The organism is Nocardioides sp. NPDC059952, assembly GCF_042730435.1.
Lineage (GTDB): Bacteria > Actinomycetota > Actinomycetes > Propionibacteriales > Nocardioidaceae > Nocardioides.
This window is the reverse complement of record NZ_JBHWLY010000030.1, coordinates 8,485-31,224: the sequence shown is the minus strand read 5'-3', so window position 1 is coordinate 31,224 and position 22,740 is coordinate 8,485. Positions and strand designations below refer to the sequence as shown.

General features: G+C 70.3%; 22 protein-coding genes. 13 read left to right on the top strand and 9 right to left on the bottom strand.

The features are described from left to right. Positions 1 to 2: 2 nt before the first annotated feature. The 4 genes from ACFV9G_RS15415 to ACFV9G_RS15400 form a co-directional block, all read right to left on the bottom strand. Entirely contained in the window at positions 3 to 494 is a 492-nt protein-coding gene (locus ACFV9G_RS15415; protein WP_378728348.1) for a (2Fe-2S)-binding protein, read from the bottom strand. Between the two features lie 9 nt (positions 495 to 503). Continuing rightward, complete coding sequence (locus ACFV9G_RS15410) at positions 504 to 2,825, bottom strand: molybdopterin cofactor-binding domain-containing protein (protein WP_378728347.1); 2,322 nt, start codon at positions 2,823 to 2,825, stop codon at positions 504 to 506. A 179-nt stretch (positions 2,826 to 3,004) separates the two neighbouring features. After that, a complete protein-coding gene (locus ACFV9G_RS15405) occupies positions 3,005 to 4,495 on the bottom strand; it encodes a long-chain fatty acid--CoA ligase (protein WP_378728346.1) in 1,491 nt (496 codons plus the stop codon). Then, entirely contained in the window at positions 4,492 to 5,811 is a 1,320-nt protein-coding gene (locus tag ACFV9G_RS15400; RefSeq protein WP_378728345.1) for an MFS transporter, read from the bottom strand. Before ACFV9G_RS15400 ends, ACFV9G_RS15405 begins: the two co-directional genes overlap by 4 nt. A gap of 148 nt (positions 5,812 to 5,959) precedes the next feature. On the opposite strand from ACFV9G_RS15400, the gene ACFV9G_RS15395 reads away from it, so the two are divergent. Then, positions 5,960 to 6,532, top strand: a complete 573-nt coding sequence (locus ACFV9G_RS15395; protein WP_378728344.1) for a hypothetical protein — start codon at positions 5,960 to 5,962, stop codon at positions 6,530 to 6,532. Next, entirely contained in the window at positions 6,529 to 7,179 is a 651-nt protein-coding gene (locus ACFV9G_RS15390) for a PucR family transcriptional regulator (RefSeq protein WP_378728343.1), read from the top strand. Before ACFV9G_RS15395 ends, ACFV9G_RS15390 begins: the two co-directional genes overlap by 4 nt. A gap of 10 nt (positions 7,180 to 7,189) precedes the next feature. Here ACFV9G_RS15390 and ACFV9G_RS15385 read toward each other — a convergent pair whose 3' ends face one another. Genes ACFV9G_RS15385 through ACFV9G_RS15375 form a run of 3 tightly spaced genes read right to left on the bottom strand, consistent with a single transcriptional unit; the run spans position 7,190 to position 8,894 of the window. Next, positions 7,190 to 7,399 carry a hypothetical protein gene (locus ACFV9G_RS15385; RefSeq protein WP_378728342.1) on the bottom strand — a complete coding sequence of 70 codons (210 nt, stop codon included), beginning with the start codon at positions 7,397 to 7,399 and terminating at the stop codon, positions 7,190 to 7,192. Between the two features lie 47 nt (positions 7,400 to 7,446). Continuing rightward, positions 7,447 to 8,139 carry a phosphonatase-like hydrolase gene (locus ACFV9G_RS15380; protein ID WP_378728340.1) on the bottom strand — a complete coding sequence of 231 codons (693 nt, stop codon included), beginning with the start codon at positions 8,137 to 8,139 and terminating at the stop codon, positions 7,447 to 7,449. Further along, on the bottom strand, positions 8,136 to 8,894 hold the full coding sequence (locus ACFV9G_RS15375) for a GntR family transcriptional regulator (protein WP_378728339.1): 759 nt from the start codon (positions 8,892 to 8,894) through the stop codon (positions 8,136 to 8,138). The genes ACFV9G_RS15380 and ACFV9G_RS15375 overlap by 4 nt, the downstream gene beginning before the upstream one ends. Positions 8,895 to 9,062: 168 nt before the next feature. Here ACFV9G_RS15375 and ACFV9G_RS15370 point away from each other — a divergent pair, with 168 nt between their 5' ends. The 9 genes from ACFV9G_RS15370 to ACFV9G_RS15330 all read left to right on the top strand — a co-directional run bounded on the left by ACFV9G_RS15370 (position 9,063) and on the right by ACFV9G_RS15330 (position 17,069). Continuing rightward, entirely contained in the window at positions 9,063 to 10,220 is a 1,158-nt protein-coding gene (locus ACFV9G_RS15370; protein WP_378728338.1) for a TIGR03364 family FAD-dependent oxidoreductase, read from the top strand. An 18-nt stretch (positions 10,221 to 10,238) separates the two neighbouring features. Further along, positions 10,239 to 11,183: a phosphate/phosphite/phosphonate ABC transporter substrate-binding protein gene (locus ACFV9G_RS15365; RefSeq protein WP_378728336.1), complete on the top strand. Its 945-nt coding sequence runs from the start codon at positions 10,239 to 10,241 to the stop codon at positions 11,181 to 11,183. Between the two features lie 79 nt (positions 11,184 to 11,262). Next, positions 11,263 to 12,060: a phosphonate ABC transporter ATP-binding protein gene (locus ACFV9G_RS15360; protein WP_378728335.1), complete on the top strand. Its 798-nt coding sequence runs from the start codon at positions 11,263 to 11,265 to the stop codon at positions 12,058 to 12,060. Then, the gene (gene phnE, locus ACFV9G_RS15355; RefSeq protein WP_378728334.1) at positions 12,057 to 12,926 is read left to right on the top strand and encodes a phosphonate ABC transporter, permease protein PhnE; all 870 of its coding nucleotides are present in this window, start codon (positions 12,057 to 12,059) and stop codon (positions 12,924 to 12,926) included. The genes ACFV9G_RS15360 and phnE overlap by 4 nt, the downstream gene beginning before the upstream one ends. After that, positions 12,926 to 13,921, top strand: a complete 996-nt coding sequence (locus ACFV9G_RS15350; RefSeq protein ID WP_378728333.1) for a zinc-binding dehydrogenase — start codon at positions 12,926 to 12,928, stop codon at positions 13,919 to 13,921. The genes phnE and ACFV9G_RS15350 overlap by 1 nt, the downstream gene beginning before the upstream one ends. A 17-nt stretch (positions 13,922 to 13,938) precedes the next feature. Further along, entirely contained in the window at positions 13,939 to 14,286 is a 348-nt protein-coding gene (locus ACFV9G_RS15345; protein ID WP_378728332.1) for a type II toxin-antitoxin system PemK/MazF family toxin, read from the top strand. Between the two features lie 52 nt (positions 14,287 to 14,338). Continuing rightward, on the top strand, positions 14,339 to 14,791 hold the full coding sequence (locus ACFV9G_RS15340) for an NUDIX domain-containing protein (protein ID WP_378728331.1): 453 nt from the start codon (positions 14,339 to 14,341) through the stop codon (positions 14,789 to 14,791). A gap of 11 nt (positions 14,792 to 14,802) precedes the next feature. Continuing rightward, complete coding sequence (gene dxs / locus ACFV9G_RS15335) at positions 14,803 to 16,701, top strand: 1-deoxy-D-xylulose-5-phosphate synthase (protein ID WP_378728330.1); 1,899 nt, start codon at positions 14,803 to 14,805, stop codon at positions 16,699 to 16,701. Between the two features lie 146 nt (positions 16,702 to 16,847). Next, positions 16,848 to 17,069, top strand: a complete 222-nt coding sequence (locus ACFV9G_RS15330; protein WP_378728329.1) for a hypothetical protein — start codon at positions 16,848 to 16,850, stop codon at positions 17,067 to 17,069. Between the two features lie 89 nt (positions 17,070 to 17,158). Here ACFV9G_RS15330 and ACFV9G_RS15325 read toward each other — a convergent pair whose 3' ends face one another. After that, positions 17,159 to 19,252 carry a 3-hydroxyacyl-CoA dehydrogenase NAD-binding domain-containing protein gene (locus ACFV9G_RS15325; RefSeq protein WP_378728328.1) on the bottom strand — a complete coding sequence of 698 codons (2,094 nt, stop codon included), beginning with the start codon at positions 19,250 to 19,252 and terminating at the stop codon, positions 17,159 to 17,161. A gap of 1 nt (position 19,253) precedes the next feature. Next, positions 19,254 to 20,453, bottom strand: a complete 1,200-nt coding sequence (locus ACFV9G_RS15320) for an acetyl-CoA C-acyltransferase (RefSeq protein WP_357337854.1) — start codon at positions 20,451 to 20,453, stop codon at positions 19,254 to 19,256. Positions 20,454 to 20,763: 310 nt separating this feature from the next. On the opposite strand from ACFV9G_RS15320, the gene ACFV9G_RS15315 reads away from it, so the two are divergent. Both ACFV9G_RS15315 and ACFV9G_RS15310 read left to right on the top strand, forming a co-directional pair. Next, positions 20,764 to 21,723, top strand: coding sequence for a proteasome assembly chaperone family protein (locus tag ACFV9G_RS15315; RefSeq protein WP_378728327.1), 960 nt, complete (start codon positions 20,764 to 20,766; stop codon positions 21,721 to 21,723). Positions 21,724 to 21,738: 15 nt separating this feature from the next. Further along, entirely contained in the window at positions 21,739 to 22,617 is an 879-nt protein-coding gene (locus ACFV9G_RS15310) for an acyl-CoA thioesterase (RefSeq protein ID WP_378728326.1), read from the top strand. Positions 22,618 to 22,740 lie beyond the last annotated feature (123 nt).

Below are 22,740 nucleotides of genomic sequence, written 5' to 3'. Positions count from 1 at the left end.
GGCTAGAGCCCTCGGGCCATCGCGTCCTGTCCGGTCTTGATCGCCTCCCGGATCCGGGAGTACGTCCCGCAGCGGCAGACGTTGCGGATGGTGTCGAGGTCGGCCTCGGTGATGGCGCGGCCCTCCTTGCGGACCTTGTTGACGAGGGCGACCGCGGTCATGATCTGGCCGGGCTGGCAGTAGCCGCACTGGGCGACGTCGTGCTCGAGCCAGGCCTCCTGCATCGGGTGCAGGCCGTCGCCCGGAGCGGTGTCGGCGAGCCCCTCGATGGTGGTGATCTCGTCGTCGGCGCCGAGGTCGGCGACCTTCACCGAGCACGGGTTGAACGCCTTGCCGTTGATGTGGCTGGTGCAGGCCTTGCAGACGTTGATGCCGCAGCCGTACTTGGGGCCGGTGACACCGAGGACGTCGCGCAGGACCCAGAGGATGCGTACGTCGTCCTCGACGTCGACGGTGACGGTCTCGCCGTTGAGCTGGAAGGTGTGTGAAGGCATCGCAGGACCTCAGAACGTGTAGGCGAGGCCGTCGGTCGGCGACTCGGGGACGGAGGGGATGAAGGACTTGGGCTCGAAGTGGAGTGGCTCGTGGAAGTTGATCGGGAACTCCGTGGGCATCTCGCCGCTCGCGCGGGCGTAGGCACAGGCGACGGCTGCCATCGAGGCGGCCACGCCGGCCTCGCCGACACCGCCGGGCTGGCTGCCGTGCGACTCCATCACTTCACACTCGAACTCGAACGGCACGTTCCACTGCCTGGTGTAGGCCGAGTTGTCCCAGCTGGCCTCCAGGAACTGACCGCCGACCAGGTGGTTGCTGTAGGTCAGCGCCTGGCACATCCCGTCGGAGAAGCCACCCATCATCTGGGCCTTCACCCCGGCCGGGTTGATGACCAGGCCGACGTCGGCGACCACGAGGGCCTTGGTGATCCGAGGGCCGGTGACCGCGTCGCGTACCTCGCGGTTGACCGTCTCGGGACGGCAGTCGATCTCGACGAGGACGGCGGTGGCGCCCTTGTACTCCTTGTGGATGGCGATGCCCTGGGCCGTGCCGGCGGGCATCGAACGGCCCCAGTCGCCGAGCTCGGCGGCCCGGTCGAGGACCCGCTTGACGACGTCGCTCTTGAGATACCTGCGCCGGAACGCGACCGGGTCCTGCTTCAGCTTCTTGGCCAGCTGGTCGACCATCAGCTCGCTGGCGGTGGCCACATCGGGGGAGTAGATGTTGCGCACCGAGCTGGTGTTGAACCGGTCGACCGCCGGCTTGGGCTCGTTGAGCAGCTGGGTGACCACCCCGAAGTTGTAGGGCATCTCGGTGGCGAGCAGGAAGATCGACTCCGAGAAGGTCAGGTTCGACAGACCGGTCGGCAGCGCCGCCGCCTCCGCGGTCAGCCGCTCCCCGAGTCCGTGGGTGAAGTCGGTGGCCACGCTGGCGTGGCGCTGCTCGAAGGTGAGCACGCTGCCGGCCAGTACGGTCGCCCGGACCCGGGAGACCGCCATCGGGTGGACCCGCCCCTGGCGCGGCTCGTCGGCACGGTGCCACATCAGCTTGACCGGCGCTCCGAACGCTTTCGATGCGTGGGCTGCCTCGAGCGCGGCGTCGAAGAACAGCTTGCGCCCGAAGGAGCCACCGCCCTGGACGACGTTGACCTTCACGTCGGTCGGCAGCAGGCCGAGAGCGGCGGCGATCTTCTCCTGGGCGGTGATCGGCGACTTGAGCCCGCCCCAGATGGTGGCCTTCCCGTCGCGTACGTCGGCGACGGCGCAGTTGGGCTCGAGGGCCGATCCGCTGCGGAAGTGGAAGGTGAACTCGCCCTCGACCGAGGTGGCGCCGATCTTCGGCACCGCGAGCGGGATCTGCCCGGCCTTGAGCTCGGCCCGGACGTCCTTCGCCGACATCGTGGTCACGGTGCCGGAGTTCCAGGTGACGTCCAGGGCGCGAACGGCGTCGATGCACTGCCCGAACGTCTTGGCCCGGACCGCCACGCCGGTGGGGATGATCGCGACGTGAGTGACGCCGGGCATCGTCTCGACGTCGCCCTTGTTCTTGATCTCGACGGCGGTGCCGTTGAGCTCGGGGGCGCGGCAGACCATCGTGGGCAGCGCGCCGGGAACGTCGAGGTCCATCGCGAACTTCTTCTTGCCGGTCACGGCCTCGCGCGCGTCGACGCGCCGGTGAGGCTTCCCGACGACGGCGTGCTCGGAGGTCTCCTTCAGCTCGACCTCGACCTTCTCGGTCGTCGGCTTCGCCGCCTTCGCGGCTGCCTCGCCGTAGGTCACCGAGGACCCGTCCGGGGCGCTGATCACGCCACCCTTGGAGACCAGCTGGGCAACGGTGCCCCCGAGGAGGATCGCGGCAGCCTCGAGCAGCGCCTTGCGGGCGATGGCGGCAGCCACACGCACCGGGGTGTACATCGAGACGATCGTGTTCGAGCCGCCGGTCAGCTGGTTGAACAGCAGCTCGGGGCGAGCCGGCGCCAGCGTGACGTGCACGTCGTCGACCGGAAGATCGAGCTCCTCGGCGATCAACATCGCCACCGCCGTGGTGATGCCCTGGCCGACCTCCATCCGCGGCAGCGCGAAGTGGGCGTGCCCCTTCTCATCAACCTCGATCGCGATCAGGTTCGAGGTCGGCATCGCGCAGTGGCTCAGGAAGTCGTTGAGATCGTAGATCTCAGGGATCTGCGGCACCGACGGCACCGGCACCGCCTGGGCCGCGGACGGCGTCAGGCCGAGGTCGGCGGCGGCGATCAGTGTCGCGCCGCCGATGACGTATCCGACGAACGAACGTCTGGAGACCCGAGACGGGCCCTCAGTGGGGTGGTTCTCCATGGTGTGCTCACTCCTGGTTGGGCAGGCCGAGATATTTGTGACCCACGACACATAGCACCATTCAGCAGCCGTGGCGCGTTTGGGAAGGGCGCGTCGGGAAATGTGTGAGTTCGCTATAAATCGGCTGGTGACGGGCTATAAATGGGCTCGGATGCCGCCCTGGGTATCCAATTTCGAGGTCATATCAGAACGGTCGGCGGATCGATCTCGCGGCGCAGGATCTTGCCGGTCGGTCCCTTGGGCAGCTCCGGCATGATCCAGACGTGACGCGGGTACTTGTACGCCGCGACTCGCTCTTTCACGAAGGCACGGATCTCCTGCGCCGAGGCCGTCGCTCCGGCCCTGAGCGCGACCGCCGCGGCCACCTCCTCGCCCAGATCGGGATGCGGAACGCCGACCACGGCGGCCTCGAGCACCGCCGGGTGCTCGTAGACGACCTCCTCGATCTCTCGCGGGTAGACGTTGTAGCCGCCGCGGATGATCAGCGACTTCTTGCGGTCGACGACGTAGTAGTAGCCGTCCTCGTCACGCCGGCCGAGGTCGCCGGTCCTCAGCCAGCCGTCGACGATCGTCTCGGCGGTGACCTCGGGCAGCTGCCAGTAGCCCTTCATCACGTTGGGACCCTTGATCAGGATCTCGCCGACCTCGCCCGGGGCGGTCTCGCTGCCGTCCTCGGCGACCAGCCTGAGCTGTACCTCGCGCACCGGCACCCCGATCGATCCCGCCTTGCGCTCGATGTGCGGGTGGTTGAAGCAGGCCACCGGTGAGCTCTCGGAGAGGCCGTAGCCCTCGAGGATCGTGCAGCCGAAGGTCTCCTCGAACTCGTGGAGCAGCTCGACCGGCAGCGGCGCCCCGCCGCAGATGCAGGTGCGCAGGCTGGACACGTCGTGGGAGCCGACGTCGGCGGCGTGGAGCATGCCGGCGTACATCGTCGGGACGCCCTCGAAGACGGTGACCCTGTCCCGGCCGATCACCTCGAGCGCGGCGGTGGCGTCGAAGCGGGGGACGAGGGTCAGGCAGGCGCCCGCCTGGACGGCGGCGTTCAGACCGCAGGTGAGGCCGAAGACGTGGAAGAGCGGCAGGCACCCCATCACCACGTCCTCGGGCCCGATCTCGACGAGCGTGTCGCGGGTGAGTGCGGCGTTGCCGCCGAGGTTGTCGTGGGTCAGCTCGGCGCCCTTCGGGCGGCCGGTGGTGCCGGAGGTGTAGAGGATCACCGCCGTGTCGGTTGGCCTCCGTGGCACGGGCCGGCGCGTCGTCTCCGCTGCCGGGAGGTGGGCGGTTCCGGGGGCCACGGTGACCGCCCGCACCCCGTGGGAGGCCGCCGCGGCGTACGCCTCGTCCTTCAGCTCTTCACCGACGAACAGGAAGCGGGCGCCGGAGTCCTCGAGGTAGAACTCGATCTCCCTGGCCTTGAGCAGCGGGTTCATCGGCACGACGACGCCGCCGGCGAGGAGCACCCCGTAGAAGTGCACCGGGAAGGCGGGGACGTTGGGCAGGACCAGGCCGACCCGGTCGCCCGGCTCAAGGCCTTCAGCGTGCAGCCATCGGGCGACCGCCGAGGCCTGCGCCAGGAGAGCGGTGTAGTCGAGCACGTCGTCGTCGAGGCGTACGGCCGGACGGTCCGGATGCCGCTGCGCCGCGTCGATCAGGTGGTGGGCAAGGTTCACCGGAGGACTCCTGCGGGTTCGGCGTCGAGGACCTGGCCGCGGGTCTCGCGCAGGGCGAGGAGGCACGCGGTGCTGAGCATGGCCAGGACCGTCACGAAGCCGGCGAGGCCGCTCGTGCCCCAGCGCTCCAGCAACGCACCGCCGATCACGAGCGGCAGTGCGCCGCCGATGATCCCGGCCAGGTTGTAGGCCATCCCGGCCCCGGTGTAGCGGTACTCCGCCCGGAAGAGCTCCGGAAGGTACGCCGCGGCCGGCCCGTACGGGATGCCGATCGCGATCATCAGGACCGCCATCGCCAGGGTGAAGGAGCCGGCGTCGCCGGGGGTCAGGATCGCGAACGCCACCGGGCCGGCGACCAGGCCGAAGACCGTCCCGCTCATCAGCACGGCTCGTCGCCCGACCCGGTCGGAGAGCAGCGCGGACCCGATCACTGCGAGGCAGAGGACGAGACCGGCGACCATGTTGGCCCTCAGCATCTGGTTGAGGGTGAGACCGAGCCCGTTCTCCTCGGGCGGCCTGGTGGCGATGCCGCCGAGGAAGACCACGGCGAGGTAGAAGGCACCGAACGTCATCGCCAGCATTCCGCCGCCGAGCAGGATCTGCCGCCACTGGTCGCGCAGCGCGGCGGCGAACGGGAAGGACACCGTGGTCCGCGCGGCGGTGACCCTCGAGAATGACGGCGTCTCGGCGATGTTGAGCCGGACCCAGAGGCCGAGTGCGATGAGCACGATGCTGACCAGGAACGGCACCCGCCAGGCCCACTGCTGGAAGGCCGCCAGGCCGATCACCTGGATCGTGAGCAGGAAGGTCCCGCTGGCGAGGATCACACCGAGGCCGGGGCCGAGCTGTGGGAACAGGCTGTAGCGTCCGCGCTTGCCCTCCGCGGCGTACTCGGAGGTGAGCAGCGCCGCGCCCGCCCACTCGCCGCCGAGGGCGGTGCCCTGCGTCGCCCGCAGGAGCACCAGCAGCAGCGGCGCCGCCGCACCGATCGCGGCGGCCGTCGGGATCAGGCCGATCGCGAAGGTCGCTCCGCCCATCATGAGCAGCGTCGTCACCAGGGTGCGCTTGCGGCCCAGCCGGTCGCCGAAGTGCCCGAACACCACGGCGCCCAGCGGGCGGAAGACGAAGGCGACACCGAAGGTCGCGACGGATGCCCAGGTGCCGGCGGCGGTGCCGAGCGAGGGGAAGAAGAGTGGAGCGAAGACCAGCGCGGCGGCGTAGCCGTAGATGAGGAAGTCGTAGAACTCGATGGTCGTGCCGACCAGCGATGCCATCGCGATCCGTGACATCGACCGGGGCTGGGTCGTTGTGGTCATGTGCCTGCCTCTGTGTCCGTCCCGCCAGGTGCGGCAGGATGCCGGGTGTGACAGGCATCACTGTGCGGCCGCGGCGGGCCTCGGGGCCACGAGGACGAGCCACAGACCTCGTTGTGGCCGGCCCACAACGTCGGACGAGGAGGTCCAGATGAGCACCGATCCGATCAAACGCATCGTCGCCGGCGTCCGAGACGGCCTGCCGGGGACCGTCGAGGTCTTCCTGACCCGCACCTGGGAGCAGGTGCCGGCCTATGCGGCCAGCCCGGACCCCAACCTGCGCAGCGATGTCGCCAGCCATGCCGAGGCGGTCTTCCGGGCGGTGCTCATCACCCTCGAGGAGGGGCGCGACGCGGTCCGTGAGGACTTCCACCTGAGCGCGGGCCAGGCGGCCAACCGGGTGCGCCAGGGCGTCGCGCTCGCTGACTTCCTGCAGGCGTTCCGTCTCGGTCAGGTCGCGTTGTGGGAGCGCATCGTCGAGATCGCCGCCCCCGACCCGGAGACCAGTCAGGCGGCGCTGGCCACGGCCTCGCACGTGATGCAGGTGATCGAGGTGGGCAGCACGGTCGCGGCCGAGGCCTATCTCAACACCCAGCAGCTCGAGCTTGCCGAGGGCGACCGGATCCGGCGGGACCTCGTCGAGGATCTCCTGGCCGGACGCGAGGTCCCTGCGGGGCCTCGGCTCGAGGTCGCCCGCTCGAGCGCGACGGACGGACGGCCGTGATCATCGCGGCCCCGGTGCGCCCGCTACGTGTCGGCCAGAGTCTGCGCGAAGCGCTCCGGATCATCCGCACCGAGCTCGGCCCGGCCCAGGAGGGCGTTGCGGTGATCCAGCAGGAGCAGATGATCGGGATCCTGCCGATGGCCACCGACGACGTGCAGGCGCTCGTGCCCGATCTACGCCGGGTGCACCGCCAGCTCGCCCGTCAGGGCATCGACCTGGCGGTCGGTGTCAGCACCGTCCACCCCGGATGGGCGTCGGTCCCCGCGGCGTACGCCGAGGCGGGGATCGCCCGCGACTCCCTGGCGGAGGAGCCGGGCGTGGTCGCCCTGCCCATGCTCTCGACGGTCGATTACCTGGTGCTGCGCGAGGACCCCACCGTGCGTCGGCTGATCCGTCCCGAGCTACGTCAGTTCGTCACCGACGACCTCGCGCGCGATGGCGCGATGATCGAGACGATGCTTGCCTACGTCGCCAGCGACCTCAACGCCAAGCTCGCTGCCGAGCGGCTGCACATGCACGTCAACACCGCCTACTACCGGCTCGAGCGGATCGCCGAGCGCACCGGCTGCGACCTGCGCCGGTTCGCCGACGTCGAGGAGCTGATCTTCGCGATCCGGCTCCTCACCAAGCCTCGCGGCGTGTCGTGAAGGGCACGCCCTACGCGGAGACCGGCTTGCGGCCGTAGACCCAGTAGACCGCCGCGCCGAGCAGGTTGGTGCTGCCCCACAGCCGCCACAACGTCCGCGGTCCGCGGATCTCGTCGTCCGAGCGCGTCTGCAGGTCACGCAGGATCACCGGAGCGACTGCCGCCTGGGCCACGAGCGCGCTGGTGGTCAGGATCGCCTTCTGCTTCTTGGTCAGTGCCATGGAGCCAGTCTTTGCCTTGGCTTGTGTCCAGTCAAGGAACCCACGTCTCACAGGAGTGTCGGCAGGTCGGCCGTGGAGGGGAGGAGGTGGGTGTGCGGCTCGGTGGCGAGCCGGTCGTGGGTGAAGGAGCCGGTGGCGACGCCGACGACGAAGCCGGCCCCGGCGTTGGTGCCGGCGCCGAGGTCGTTGGGGGTGTCGCCGGCGACCAGCACACGGCGTACGTCCTGGACGCCGGTGGCCTCCATGCAGCGGAAGACGAGGTAGGGAGCCGGACGGCTGGCGGCGACGAGGTCGGAGGCGACGAGGGCGTCGACGGTCGACTCGGGGCCGGGGCCGACGGTCCAGCCGAGGCCGTCGAGGATGGCGGCGGCGATCTCGGTGGAGTAGCCGGTCTGCAGGGCGACCTTCACCCCTCGTGAGCGCAGAGTCGCGAACATCTCGGGCACACCCGGGAACGGCTGCGGCGGGGTCTCCCGGTAGGCGGTGACGAGGCGCTCGCCGAAGCCGTCGAAGATCTTGTCGACCTGGGCGGTGCTCGGCTCCTGGCCGAGCCCGCGCAGCAGCCCCTGGATCGCCTCCCACTTCGAGGTGCCCTTCCACCGCAGCAGCAGGTCGTGGCGGACCGGCTCGCCGGCGGCGTCTGCGACGGTCGACTCGAGCACGTCGTAGACCAGCCCACCCTCGTCGACGGTGGTGCCGGCCATGTCGAGGGCGGCCAGCTGGAAGGCGGTCGTGGTCACGAGATCTCCTTGAGGATGCGTACGTCGGTGCGGATCCCCGCCGCGGACGGGCGGGTGTTGTCGATGGTGAACGTGACGCGGTCGGGCCGGTAGCGGTCATCGGCGTACTCCAGCGGGGTGCCGTCGGCGGCGGTCGCCCGTCGGCGCTCGCGCAGCAGCGGGCTGCCCACCTCGATGTCGAGCAGGTCGGCGTCGGTCTCGTCGGCCGCGACGGCGTCCATGGTGTGGCGCGCGCCGTGCAGGTCGACGCCGGCGGCGGTCAGGTATCCGTAGAGCGAGCCGGTGTCGGGGTCGAAGTCGAAGAGCAGCCGTCCGACGCGCTCGACGAACGTGCTCCGCTCGAGCATCGCGGGCTGGCCGTCGAGCAGGCGGAGCCGGAGGACGTCGACGACGGGGTCGCCCTCCTCGATGCCGAGCGCCTCGGCGGCGGTCGCGGTGGCGCCGCGACGGGCGACCTCGATGGTGCGCTGGCCCGGAGTGCGTCCGATCTGCCGCACCCAGGCGCTGAACGAGATCAGCTGCTCGAAGGGCTGACCGAGCGCGGTGTCACGCACAGTCGGAGGACGTCCCTGGCCGCCGCTGAGCAGGCCCTCGCGACGCAGGCTCGCCAGCGCCGTGCGGATCGTGCCGCGGGAAGCGCCGAACTGCTCGCACAGCTGCGCCTCGGAGGGGATCGGGGCGCCGGTCGGCAGCTCGCCGGCGATGATCCGGGCGCGGATGGCCTCGGCGACCTGGACGTGGAGCGGGCTACTCATGGGCAGCAGGCTACAACTTGATCAGACAAGTGTGATGAAGCGCTTCGTGAACGCCCGGAAAACGCTCAGAAGAGCAAACCCTGCGCAGGAAAACGACCGGTTAACTTGTCTGTACATGTTGGTCAGGACTGTTGACCGAGGCGGTCGGGAGACAGAAGTGTTCGGGCCGTGCCAACTCATACGACCACCCCCGACGGTGCCGCCGATCTCGTCGTCGTCGGTGCCGGGATCGTCGGCCTCGCGCACGCCGTCGAAGGGCTCGCGCGCGGTCTGAAGGTCCATGTCATCGAACGTGACGAGCGCGCCGTCGGCGCCTCGATCCGCAACTTCGGACACATCTGCACCACCGTGCAGTCGAGTCAGGCGCTCACCTACGCCCTCCCGGCCCGGGAGCGCTGGCGTGCTCTCGGCGCGAAGGCGGGCTTCGAGGTCCGGGAGACGGGCACGGTGGTCCTCGCCCGCACGGAGGCCGAGATGGCGGTGCTCGAGGAGTTCGCGGACGCCCGCGGCACCGAGCAGGCACGGCTGCTGGACGCAGGTGCCACGCGCGCCCTGTTCGCCCCGGCCGCCGCGGACGTCCTCGGCGGCGCGCACCTGCCGCTGGACCTGCGGGTGGACCCGCGCGAGGCGCTGCCCGCGATCGCCGCGTGGCTGGAGTCCGAGGGCGTCCGGTTCAGCTGGTCGACCCACGTCGGCGCGATCGACCCGGTCGCCGGCGGGATCGACGTCCGCACCAGCCGCGGAACGATCCGTTCCGCCCACGTCGTCCACGCCGCCGGCCACGACGTCGACCGGCTCTTCCCACAGGTCGCAGAGGATCAAGGCGTACGCCGCTGCCGGCTGCAGATGCTCGAGGTCGCGCCTCCGGGTGACGTCGAGATCGGGCCGGCGGTGCTGACCGGGCTCTCCATGCTGCGCTACGGCGGCTTCGCCGAGACCGCCGCGGCCACCCAGTTGCGGCAGGAGATCGAGGCCACCAGCCCCGAGCTCCTCGACGTCGTGATGAACCTCATGCTCACCCAGCGCCCCGGGAGCGGCGGCCGACCCGGCTCGATCGTCCTGGGCGACACCCACCACTACGACCGCACGCACCTGCCCTTCGACGACGAGCACGTCGCCGAGCTGGTGCTGCGGGAAGGGGCGCGGCTGCTCGGGGCTCCGCTCACCGTCCGACGTCGCTGGCGAGGGGTCTACGCGGACTCCCCGCGGACCGACTTCCTCGACAGCGAGCCGTTCCCGGGCCTCCGGGTCGTCTCGGTGACGTCGGGCATCGGCATGACCACAGCGCTGGGCCTCGCGCCCACCGTCCTCGACCAGCTGTTCTGACCACAGGAGAAACCGAACATGTCCACGCTGCGCTCCCTCACCGCCCTTGCCGGCGCCGCCACCTTGACCCTCGCCCTGGCCGCCTGCGGCAGCGGGACGACGACCCAGAAGGCTGCCACCGGAGGCGGCGAGGTCGGCCCCGACCAGATCTGTCCCGACGGCACCCTGACGATGGGGGTCGAGCCCTTCGAGGACCCCACGACCCTGATCCCCGTCTACGAGACCCTGGGCAAGGCCCTCGGCGAAGAGCTCGGCTGCGAGGTCGAGGTGCAGATCTCCGACACGTACGTCGCCGAGATCCTGGCCATGCAGAACGGCAAGCTCGACATCGGCCAGTTCGGGCCGCTGGGCTACGTCTTCGCCCAGAAGCAGGCCGGCGCGACGCCGCTGGCCTCCTTCGCGGGCGAGGACGGCAAGGTCTCCTCCTACACCGGTGGCATCTGGGTGCCCAAGGAGTCGCCGATCGAGTCCGTCGAGGACCTCGCGGGGACGACCCTGGCACTCTCGGAGTCCGGCTCCACCTCCGGTGATGCGGTGCCGCGCAAGGCGCTCATCGACGCCGGGATCGAGAAGGACGTCAAGGCCGAGTACGCCGGTGGCCACACCGAGGCGCTGCTGGCCCTGGTCAACGGCAAGGTCGACGCCGCTGAGATCAACAGCCAGACGCTCGCCTCCGCGACCGCCGAGGGCCAGTTCGACGAGTCCGCCTTCCGCCAGGTCTGGGAGTCCGAGCCGATCCTGAACGACCCGATCGCGGCCGGCCCGAACATGACCCCGGAGGTCTCCGAGGCGGTCCAGGAGGCGCTGCTGAACCTGCCGGCCGACGCGGTCGCCGAGATCGGCGAGTACCTCGACTTCACCCCGCCCGCCGGCAAGCCGGCGCTGGTGGCGGTCACCGACGAGGACTACCAGCCGGTCTCCGAGCTTGCCGAGGCCCTCGACCTGACCACGGACGACCTGTGAGCGAGCGCAGCGAGCGAACCATGGGGCGGACGCCGGCGCCTCCGTACGATGGCGCTTGCGCAACGGAGGTGTCGGCGTGATGCGCGCTGACCATCTCCCTGCCGCGGCGATGCTGCGGGTCGACGGGCTGCGCAAGGCGTTCGGCGAGAAGACGGTCCTCGACGGCCTCGCGTTCGACGTCTCCTCCGGGGAGGTGGTCAGCCTCCTGGGCGCCAACGGCTCCGGCAAGTCCACGTCGCTGCGTTGCGTGGTCGGCCTGGAGCGCCCCGACGCCGGCACGATCATGGTCGACGGCGTGACCGGCAAGCCCGGCTACGCCATGCCGACGGTCGCGATGGTCTTCCAGAAGATCCACCTGGTGCCCCGCCGCAGTGTGCTCGACAACGTCTGCGCAGGCGCGCTGGGACGGCTCGGCCTGAGCCGGTCCTGGTCCGTACTCGCCTTCCCGCGCGAGGTTCAGGAAGAGGCGATGGCCTGCCTGGACCGGGTCGGTCTCGCCGACCGGGCCCGGGAGAAGGCCGGTCGCCTCTCCGGGGGCCAGCAGCAGCGGGTCGCCGTCGCCCGGGCGCTGTGCCAGCGGGCCAAAGTGCTGCTCGCCGACGAGCCGGTCTCCGCGCTCGACCCGGCCGCCTCCGAGCAGGTCATGAACCTGCTCCGCTCGCTGGCCGACGACGACGGCCTGGCCGTCGCCGCCGTCTTGCACCAGCCCGACCTGGCACGACGCTTCTCCGACCGGATCCTCGGCCTGGCCGGAGGGTCCCTGGTCTTCGACAGCCCCGCGGCCGAGGTCGACGACGACACCGTTGCCGGGCTCTACCGGCCCGCTCTGGAGGCATTGGAGGCGGCCGAGGCCGCCCGTACGAAGGAATTCGCATGAGCATCGCGACACGGCCGCCCGAGCAGGCCGTCCCGCCCCGGTTCCGGCCGTCCGGGATCGCGGTCGGGGTGGCGATCACTCTCGGTCTGGTCATCGTGCACTGGTACGCCGCGGTGCAGACCAACACCTCGCCCAAGGAGCTGATCGAGGGCTGGCGGGGCCTGTGGAACTTCCTGTTCGGCCTCGACAAGACCTTCCCCAACGGCAAGACGATCCACCAGGACGGCGCCTTCCCCCTCGATCTGCGCTGGTCCGAGACGATCCGCCCCGGCCTGGCCTACTGCCTGCTGACGATCTGGATCGGCCTGCTCGGCACGACCCTGTCGATCCCGGCGGCGCTGCTGTTCGCGATCATCTCCTCGCGTACGACCAACCGGTTCGTGCCGCTGTGGCTGGCCGGGCGCGCGGTGATGTCGGTGCTGCGCGCGATTCCCGAGACGGTCTATGCGCTGATGTTCATCGCCGCGGTCGGCTTCGGGGCCTTCCCGGGTGTGATCGCGCTGGCGATCCACAACGTCGCGGTGATGGGCAAGCTGTGGTCGGAGTCGATGGACGAGGTCGACCAGGGGCCGGTGGAGGCGCTGCGCGTCGCCGGTGCCTCGCCGGTCCAGACCGCCGCTCATGCGGTGTTGCCCTCGGTGATGCCCTCGCTGCTGGGTCTGCTGCTCTACCGGTTCGACACCAACGTACGGTCCTCCGTGATCCTCGGCACCGTCGGCGCCGGCGGCATCGGATTCTTCATCAAGACCGAGGTGGACAGCTTCCACTTCGACACGATGATGACGTACGTCTGCATGGTGATCGTCCTGATCATCGTCATCGACCTGTTCAGCGCCTGGCTGCGCCGGAAGGTCGGTGCGGTCTGATGGCGCGGCTCGCGGTGTGGAGCGGTGGCGCCGAGGTGACGCTGGAGACCGTGGACCTGCCGGTACCGGGTCCGGGGGAGACGCTGGTCGAGATCGACCTGGCGACGGTGTGCGGCTCCGACCACCACACGGTCTCCGGCCGTCGTCCCGGTGCGTGCCCGAGCGTGCTCGGCCATGAGGGCGTCGGGCGGGTCGTGGGCACCGGCCGACGCGTGGTCTGGGGCGTCACCGTCTCGTGCGGGCGCTGTGACCGCTGCCTTCGGGGGCTCACCGCGAAGTGCCGCTCGGTGCGCAAGCTCGGGCACGAGACCTACGAGCCGGCCTGGCCGCTGTCGGGCACCTATGCGACCCACGTGCTCCTACCCGCCGGCACCGCCGTCGTGCCGGTCCCCGACACCGTGGCCGACGAGGTCGCCGCGCCGGCCGGGTGCGCCACCGCCACGGTGATGGCGGCCCTGGAGCGGGCCGGTTCGCTGCGTGGGAGACGGGTGCTGGTGGTCGGTGCCGGGATGCTCGGGCTCACCGCGGTGGCCGCAGCGGCGGACGCCGGGGCGGCCGAGGTCGTGGCCAGCGACGTCGAGCCCGCCCGGCTGGAGCTGGCCGTCGGCTTCGGTGCGACGTCGACGCTCCTCGCGGGTCAGGCGCCTGCGCCGGTCGATGTGGCGTTGGACTTCTCCGGCGCCGCGTCGGCGGTGGAGGCGGCGTTCGGGGCGCTCGACATCGGCGGCTCCCTCGTCCTGGTGGGCTCTGTCTCCCCGGGGCGCGCGATCTCGGTCGACCCCGAGGCGATCGTGCGGGGCTGGCGGTCGGTCAGCGGCGTACACAACTACGAGCCGCGCCACCTGGAGCAGGCGGTCGCCTTCCTCGCCGCGTCCGAGCGCCCATGGGCGGAGCTGGTCGAGGAGCCCGTCGGGCTCGAGCAGGTCGGTGACGTACTGACGAGCGAGCCGGGTAGACCGCGGGCATCGGTGCGTCCGAGCAGCGACCAGCGCTAGCATCGGCCACCCGTCCTGTGTCAGGAGGACACCTGCAACGTGGTGAAGTCTGGTGGGTGGAGTTCGACGAGCGGCGTCCGGTCGTGCTGCTCTCGGGAGAGGACGCATCCGGGATCCAGGTGATGCAGGTCGTCGCTCCGGCGGGTGTCGACATCACCGGCCTGGCCGTCGAGGTGGCGGTAGGTGCCGGAGAAGGACTGCCCTTCGAAGGCGTGCTCCGGGTCGCGTTGCCGCGCCCGGGCGCGACACCCTGCACATGGCTCACGACCCTGTCCCGGGAGGACCTGATCGAGCGAGCAGGTGTCCTGACCTCCGCGAAGCTCGGCGAGGTCGACGATGCCCTCCGTCTCGGCGGAATCGGGTAGGGAGAACAGCGCCCAGATCACGATCCGGACCGGAGTACTAGGCTCGCGCCCCATGACCGAGTTCGCCGCCGTGATCCTTGTCGACCGACGTGGCTGGGTGCTGCTCCAGGAACGTGACGAGCGCCCCGTGATCGCTCCGGAGAAGTGGGCGTTCAGCGGCGGCCACCTGGAGCCGGGGGAGGAGCCACTGGCCGGCGCGGTGCGTGAGCTCGAGGAGGAGACCGAGGTGCGGCTCGCGCCCGAGGCGCTGGAGCTGGTCGGTGTCCACGAGCTTCGCCATCCCGAGACCGGCAGCAACGACAAGATCCACCTGTACGCCGCGGCTGTCGACCTCACCGACGCCGACATCGTGTGCCACGAGGGCCGCCAGATCGTCTTCGTGGACCCCGCGACCGTGTCTGACCTGGACCTCAGTGACTCGGCCCGGATCGGGCTGACACCCTTCCTCGGATCGCCCCAGCACGCGGCCCTATCCGGGTCGAGGCCCCTCAGGGTGGAGACGTAGAATCCCCTCCTATGGGTCTCCTCGAACGCATCGCCGCGCCGCAGGATCTTCGTGATCTCTCCGACGACCAGCTCGAGCTCCTCGCGAGCGAGATCCGGGACCTGATGATCCGGACCGTGGCCACCAACACCGGCCACCTGGGACCGAACCTCGGCGTGGTCGAGCTGACCCTCGCCATGCACCGGGTCTTCGACAGCCCGCGCGACAAGATCGTCTTCGACACCGGCCACCAGTCCTACGTCCACAAGCTCGTCACCGGACGGGCCGGCGACTTCGGCACGCTGCGCCGCGAGGGCGGGATGAGTGGCTACCCGAGCCAGTCCGAGTCCGACCACGACGTGGTCGAGAACTCGCATGCCTCCACGGCGCTCTCCTACGCCGACGGGCTGGCCAAGGCCTTCACGATCCGCGGTGAGGACCGCCACGTGGTCGCCGTGATCGGCGACGGCGCGCTGACCGGCGGGATGGCCTGGGAGGCGCTCAACAACATCGCGATCCAGCACGACTCCAAGCTGGTCATCGTGGTCAACGACAACGGCCGTTCCTACACCCCGACCATCGGTGGCCTGGCGACGGCGCTGACCTCGCTGCGGACGAACCCCCGCTACGAGGTGCTCCTCGACATGGTCAAGCGCCGCCTCAACGCGGTGCCCGGGATCGGCTCGATGGCCTACGACGCGCTGCACGCGGTCAAGAAGGGGCTCAAGGACGCGGTCGCGCCCCAGGGCCTGTTCGAGGACCTCGGCCTGAAGTACGTCGGCCCTGTCGACGGCCACGACCGGCACGCCGTCGAGCAGGCGCTGACCTCGGCCAAGCGGTTCGGCGGTCCGGTGATCGTGCACGCGCTCACCCGCAAGGGCTACGGCTACGACCCGGCCGAGCGCCACGAGGCCGACCAGTTCCACTCGCCGGGTCCCTTCGACGTCCAGACCGGCGCCGAGAAGCCCAAGGGCCGGATCTGGACCGACCACTTCTCCGACGCGATGATCCGGCTGGGGGAGAGCCGCCAGGACATCGTCGCGATCACCGCGGCGATGATGCACCCGGTCGGCCTCGACGCGTTCCAGGCCAGGTTCCCCGAGCGCACCTTCGACGTCGGGATCGCCGAGCAGCACGCAGCCACCTCGGCGGCCGGCCTGGCGATGGGTGGCCTGCACCCGGTCTTCGCGGTCTACGCGACCTTCCTCAACCGCGCCTTCGACCAGGTGCTGATGGACTGCGCCCTGCACCGGGCAGGGGTGACGTTCGTCCTCGACCGCTCCGGGGTCACCGGCGACGACGGCGCCTCCCACAACGGGATGTGGGACATGTCGCTCCTCCAGGTGGTCCCCGGGCTCCGCCTGGCCGCGCCGCGCGACATCGCTCGCCTCAACGAGCTCCTCGACGAGGCCGTCGATATCGACGACGCGCCCACCGTCGTACGGTTCCCGAAGGGCCCGCCGCCCGAGGACATCCCCACCATCGCCAAGCTCGGTGACGCCGACGTGATCGTGCGCAACGGCACCAAGGACGTCCTGGTCCTCGGTGTCGGCTCCATGGCCGAGGTCGCCGTGGGCGTCGCCGAGCGGCTCACCGCCCAGGGCATCGGCGTGACCGTCGTCGACCCGCGCTGGGTCAAGCCGATCGACCCGGCGCTCATCGAGGCGGCCGCCGACCACAGCCTGGTCGTCACCATCGAGGACAACGGCGTCGCGGGCGGCGTGGGCGCGTCCTTCCTGCAGGCGCTGACCGCCGCGGACGTACGCACGCCGGTGAAGATCCACGGCATCCCGCAGGAGTTCCTCGACCACGCCAAGCGCCCCAAGATCCTGGAGAGCATCGGCCTGACCCCCCAGGCGGTCGCGCTCGACACCATCGAGCGTCTGGGTTCCCTGACCCCCGCCGCCCTGCCCCGAGACGTCAGTTTCTGACGCCGAGACGCCGAATTTTGACTCGGGGGAGTCGGTCTCTCTGGTCGAGCCCCTGGCGAAGTTCGGCCGGTGTGGGCTTAGAGTGGGGTCCGTCGGGGGCGACGAGGGCTCTCGGTAACGTCACCACACAGCACTCGGGGGATCCAATGCTCTATGACGACCTCGTGGCCGAATTCCGTTGGTCACCTGAGCAGATGTCGGCGCCGTTCGATCTGCGAGCGGCGGATGAACAGATCCGCAGGAAGATCGAGGGCCGGCGCGGCTCGGCGCAGGCCCCAGGCCGCCAGCAGCGGCCCCGCGCGCGGCAGAACGTGGGCACGCCGGAGAAGGCGGTCGGCGGCGGCAAGGTAGCCACCGACAAGGCCTGAGTCCCTGCTGATGTGCGTCCGGGCCCGGCCCGGCCCAGCATGGGACCGCCCCCGACCGATCAGATCGGTCGGGGGCGGACTTGCGTCGGTCAGTGGAACTTCTTGCCGGTGACCTTCTCGGAGATGCCCTCGCGGTCGAGGAGCTGGGTGATGCCGCCGTTCCAGAACTGGAAGCCGGCACCGGTGATCATCGCCAGGTCGATGTCCTCGGCGGCCTGGGCGACGCCCTCCTCGAGCATCCGGCCGATCTCGTCGGCGATGGCCTCCAGGGACTGCTGGCGGGCCTCCTCGGCGGTCTTGACCACGTCGCCGGAGACCAGCAGGGCCTCGACCTCGGGATCGAGGGTGCGCCCGTCGGGACCGAAGAAGGAGCTCTTCTTGGCCTCGACGACCCGGTGGAGGTTCTCGGAGAGGTAGAACCGGTCGGGGAAGGCCTTCGCGAGCGTCTCGTTGTTGTGGTACGCGATCGCCGGACCGACCAGGCCGATCAGCGCGAACGGGCCCATCGGCGCGACCCCCGCGAAGGCGGACTCGACGACGTCGACCGGGGTGCCCTCGTCGGCGACCTTGGAGACCTCGCCCATGAAGCGACCCAGGAGCCGGTTCACGATGAAGGACGGGCTGTCCTTGACCAGGATCGAGGTCTTCTTCAGCGACTTCGAGACCGAGAACGCCGTGGCCAGGGCCGCGTCGGAGGTCTTCTCGCCGCGGATGATCTCCAGCAGCGGCATCACCGCGACCGGGTTGAAGAAGTGGAAGCCCACGACCCGCTCGGGGTTCTTCAGGTCGGCCGCCATCTCCGTGATCGAGAGGCTCGAGGTGTTCGTGGCGAAGACCGCGGTCTCCGGCGCGACGGCCTCGGCGTTGGCGAAGACGGTCTTCTTGACGCCCATCTCCTCGAAGACGGCCTCGATGATGAAGTCGGCGTCGGTGAAAGCCTCGGCGTAGTCGACCGAAGCCGTCACGAGTGCCTTGAGGCGGTTGGTCGCATCCTGGCTCGCGCGTCCCTTGGCGAGCTTCTTGTCGAGCTCGGCGTGAACGTACGCCACACCCTTGTCGGCACGCTCCTGGTCGAGGTCGACCATGACGACCGGCACCTTGAGACGCTGGACGAACAGCAGCGCGAACTGCGAGGCCATCAGCCCGGCACCGATGATGCCGACCTTGGTGACCTTCTGCGCAAGCGCCTTGTCGGGGGCGCCGGCGGGACGCTTGGCGCGCTTCTGCACCAGGTCGAAGGAGTAGAGCGAGGCGAGCAGCTGCGGGGTCTTCGACATCGCCACGAGGGCGTCGTCCTCGGCCGCGAAGCCCTCGTCGCGGGTCGCCGTCTTGGCCAGGGTGAGCAGCTCGACTGCCTTCTTGGCGGCCGGGGAGGCGTCGCCGGTCTTGGCCCAGGCGAAGAAGCCGGCGTTCTTGGCGGCCTCGTCCCAGCCCTCGCCCCGGTCGATCTCGGCCCGCTCGACGGTGACGTCACCGGTCAGCACCTTGTCGGCCCACAGCAGCGACTGCTCGAGGTAGTCGGCGCCACCGAACATCGCGTCCGCGATGCCCAGGTCGAAGGCCTCGGTGCCCTTGAGCACCTTGCCGTTGTTGAGCGGGTTCTCGATGAAGACCTTGGCGGCCTTGGCCGGACCGATCAGGTTCGGCAGCAGGTAGCCGCCGCCCCAGCCGGGGATCAGGCCGAGCATGACCTCGGGCAGGCCGACGGCCGGCACCGAGTCCTGGATCGTGCGGTAGTCGGCGTGCAGCGCGACCTCGAGGCCACCACCGAGCGCGAGCCCGTTGATGAAGCCGAAGGAGGGCTTCTTCGCCGTCCCGTTGCCGTCTCCCAGCTTGCGGAAGACCGCGTGGCCGAGCTCGGCGATCGTACGGATCCCGTCGGGGCCGCCCGCCTGCAGCGAGGTCAGGTCGGCACCGGCCGCGAGGATGAACGGCTTGCCGGTCACCGCGATCGCGTCGATCTCGGAGTCGGCCAGGGCCGCGTCGTACGCGGTGTTGAGCTCGACCAGCGACTTCGGCCCGAAGGTGTTCGGGCGGGTGTGGTCGTGGCCGTTGTCGAGGGTGACCAGGCCGAGGACCTTGCCGGAGGGCAGGTTGATCTTCGCCAGCTTGGCCGCGGTGACGACCTCGTCGTCGGTGAAGAGCTTCTCGACGTCGGCGAGGAGCGTGTTGATGTCCGTCATGTCAGGCCTCCTTGCCGTTCCAGTTCGGGTTCTCCCAGATGACCGTGCCGCCCATACCCAGGCCGATGCACATGGTGGTGAGGCCGTAGCGGACCTCGGGGCGCTCCTCGAACTGGCGCGCGAGCTGGATCATCAGCCGCACACCGGAGGAGGCCAGCGGGTGACCGAACGCGATCGCGCCGCCGTAGGGGTTCACGCGCTCGTCGTCCTCGGCGATGCCGAAGTGGTCCAGGAACGCGAGCACCTGGATCGCGAACGCCTCGTTGACCTCGAAGGCCTCGATGTCGTCGATCGTGAGCCCGGCCTTGGCCAGCGCCTTCTCGGTCGAGGGGATCGGGCCGACGGCCATGACCTCGGGGGCGACGCCGGCGAAGGCGTACGACACCAGTCGCATCTTGATCGGCAGACCGAGCTCGCGGGCGACCTCCTCGGAGGCCAGCAGCGAGGCGGTCGCGCCGTCGTTGATGCCCGCCGCGTTGCCCGCGGTGACGCGGCCGTGCGGACGGAACGGGGTCTTCAGCTTGGCCAGGTCCTCGGTGGTGGTGCCGGGACGCATCGGCTCGTCGGTGGTGGCCAGGCCCCAGCCGTTCTCGGCCGAACGGGTGGCGACGGGGACCAGGTCGGGCTGGATCTTGCCGTCGGCGTACGCCTTGGCCGCCAGCTCCTGGGAGCGGACGGCGAACGCGTCGGTGCGCTCCTTGGTGATCGCCGGGTAGCGGTCGTGGACGTTCTCGGCGGTGTTGCCCATGACGAGCGCGGAGGGGTCGACGAGCTTCTCGGAGATGATCCGCGGGTTGGGGTCGACGCCCTCACCCATCGGGTGGCGGCCCATGTGTTCGACACCGCCGGCGATGACGACGTCGTAGGCGCCGAAGGCGATGCCGCCGGCGGTCGTGGTGACGGCGGTCATCGCGCCGGCGCACATGCGGTCGATCGCGTAGCCCGGGACGGACTGCGGGAGCCCGGCGAGCAGGCCCGCGGTGCGCCCGATCGTCAGGCCCTGGTCGCCGATCTGGGTGGTCGCGGCGATGGCGACCTCGTCGATCCGCTCGGGGGGAAGCTCGGGGTTGCGGCGCGTGAGCTCACGGATGAGCTTGACGACCAGGTCGTCTGCGCGGGTCTCGGCGTACTGGCCCTTGGCCTTGCCGAAAGGTGTGCGTACGCCGTCGACGAAGACGACTTCTCGCAGCTGTCGGGTCACCGTGTCACTCCATGTGGGTTGCCGGTCGGTTGCCGCTTGGCAACGCTGGTGGTGCGGGCACGGGTGGTGCCCGTCGCCTACATTACCCGCTAGTAACAACGGCCGCACCGAGGGGGAGGTCACATCGCCTGCCGCAGCGGAGGTCGCCGGTCTCCGCGCGTCGGCTTGGGAATAACGTGGGCGTCCAGAATGCTGCGCTGTCGTCATGTGGAAGCGTGTATTGAGAAGGTTGAGCCCCAGGGTCGCGATCCCTGGCGAGGCGAGCGACGACGAGGTCCGCGAGGGCCGTACGCAACGGGAGGAGACACCGATGGCCGGATCACGACTGGTGCACATCGTGGACGACCTGCCCGAGGAGATCATCCTTGCCGGTGGTGACCAGCTGCCGTTGGTGGTCGTCCTGGACGGCTTCCTCGATGCGGGCAAGGCCGCCGAGCGGGCCGCGGCCCATCTGGTCCAGACATCGAGGCGCGCGCCGGTGGTGGCGACGTTCGACGTCGACGAGCTCCACGACTACCGGGCCCGACGCCCGGCGATCTCGTTCGTCAGCGACCACTACGAGTCCTTCGACGCCCCGCGGCTGGTCGTCCGGCTGCTCAAGGACACCGGCGATGCCCCCTACCTCCTGCTGCACGGCCCCGAGCCGGACAACCGCTGGGAGGCCTTCGCCGGCGCCGTACGCGAGGTCGTCGAGCGCCTCGGGGTGACCGAGGTGATCGCGCTCGCCTCGGTGCCGATGGCGGTGCCGCACACCCGGCCGCTGACCACGACCAGGCACGCCAACGACCCGGCGCAGGAGCTCACCGGCCAGGTCTGGGAGAGCCCCTGGAAGGGCGAGATCCGCATCCCGGCCTCGGCCCAGGCCCTGGTGGAGGTACGCCTGGGGGAGTGGGGCCACCCGGCGGGCGGCTTCGTGGTGCACATGCCGCACTACCTGGCCCAGAGCGACTATCCGGCAGCGGCGGTCGTGCTCGTCGAGGCGCTCGAGCGTGCGGCCCGGCTGACGATCCCGGTCTCTGACCTGGAGGCCGAGGCCCAGCGCCGCGAGGAGGAGATCGCCTCCTATATCGAGGACAATGCGGAGGTGCGGGAGGTCGTGGCCGCTCTCGAGCAGCAGTACGACACCTTCCAGCGCGGGGAGGAGTCCGGACGCTCGCTCCTGGCTCCCGACGAGCCGCTGCCGACCGGAGACGAGCTCGGCGAGCAGTTCGAGCAGTTCCTGGCCGGGCTGAACGGCCCCGACCCCGATGACAACCCTGAGAAGGATTGAGAGACACTCACTCACATGACGACCGACGCCGTAGCGGCGGATCAGGCAGTGGCCGAGCTGGTGGGCGTGCTCGACCTGGTCGAGATCGACAAGGACCTCTTCCACGGTGCCACCACGACCCGCAACTCGCGGGGCCGCGCCTACGGCGGCCAGGTGGCCGCCCAGGCGCTGATGGCCGCGGTGCGGTCGGCCGACCCGGCCTTCACTGTGCACTCGATGCACTCCTACTTCCTGCTGCCGGGCGACCCGTCCTACCCGATCGTCTACGACGTCGAGCGGATCCGCGACGGGCGCTCCTTCGAGACCAGGCGGGTGAGCGCGCGCCAGAAGGGGCGCGACATCTACTACCTCACCGCCAACTTCCAGCGCGAGGAGACCGGCTTCGAGCACCAGGACGCGATGCCGTCGGTGCCGCCGCCGGAGAAGTGCATCGACTTCCTCAAGATGATGGCCGACTCCGGAAGCCCCGAGGCAGTCTCGCTGGCGCGCGAGTGGGAGGCGGTCGAGATCCGCGCCGTCGGCAACTCGCTGCTCGGCCTCGAGCCCGACCCGGCACACCCCTCGCAGCAGCGCCTCTGGATCCGTCTGGGCGCCTCGCTCCCCGACGATCCTGACATCCAGCGCGGCGCCTTCACCTGGGCCTCCGACATCTCCCTCCTGGGCGCCTCCCTGGCCGCCCACTCGCTGGACCACAAGGGCATCCAGATGGCCTCGCTCGACCACACCATCTGGTTCCACCGCCCCTTCCGCGCCGACGAGTGGTGGCTCTACGACCAGGAGAGCCCCTCGGCCTACGGCGGCCGCGGCCTGTCCATCGGTCGGGTCTTCACCGCCGACGGCACCCTCGCGGCCACGGTCGCGCAAGAGGGCCTCATCCGCCCGCCTCGCGCCTGACCCCCGCCGACCCGGCTCGTCCTGACCGGATCTGGCGTCGGGGGGGGGGGGGAATAAACGGCCCCCCGGCGGGGGGGTGTGGGTGGGTGTGAGCCCACCGGGCCCCGGGGGGCACCACAGGGG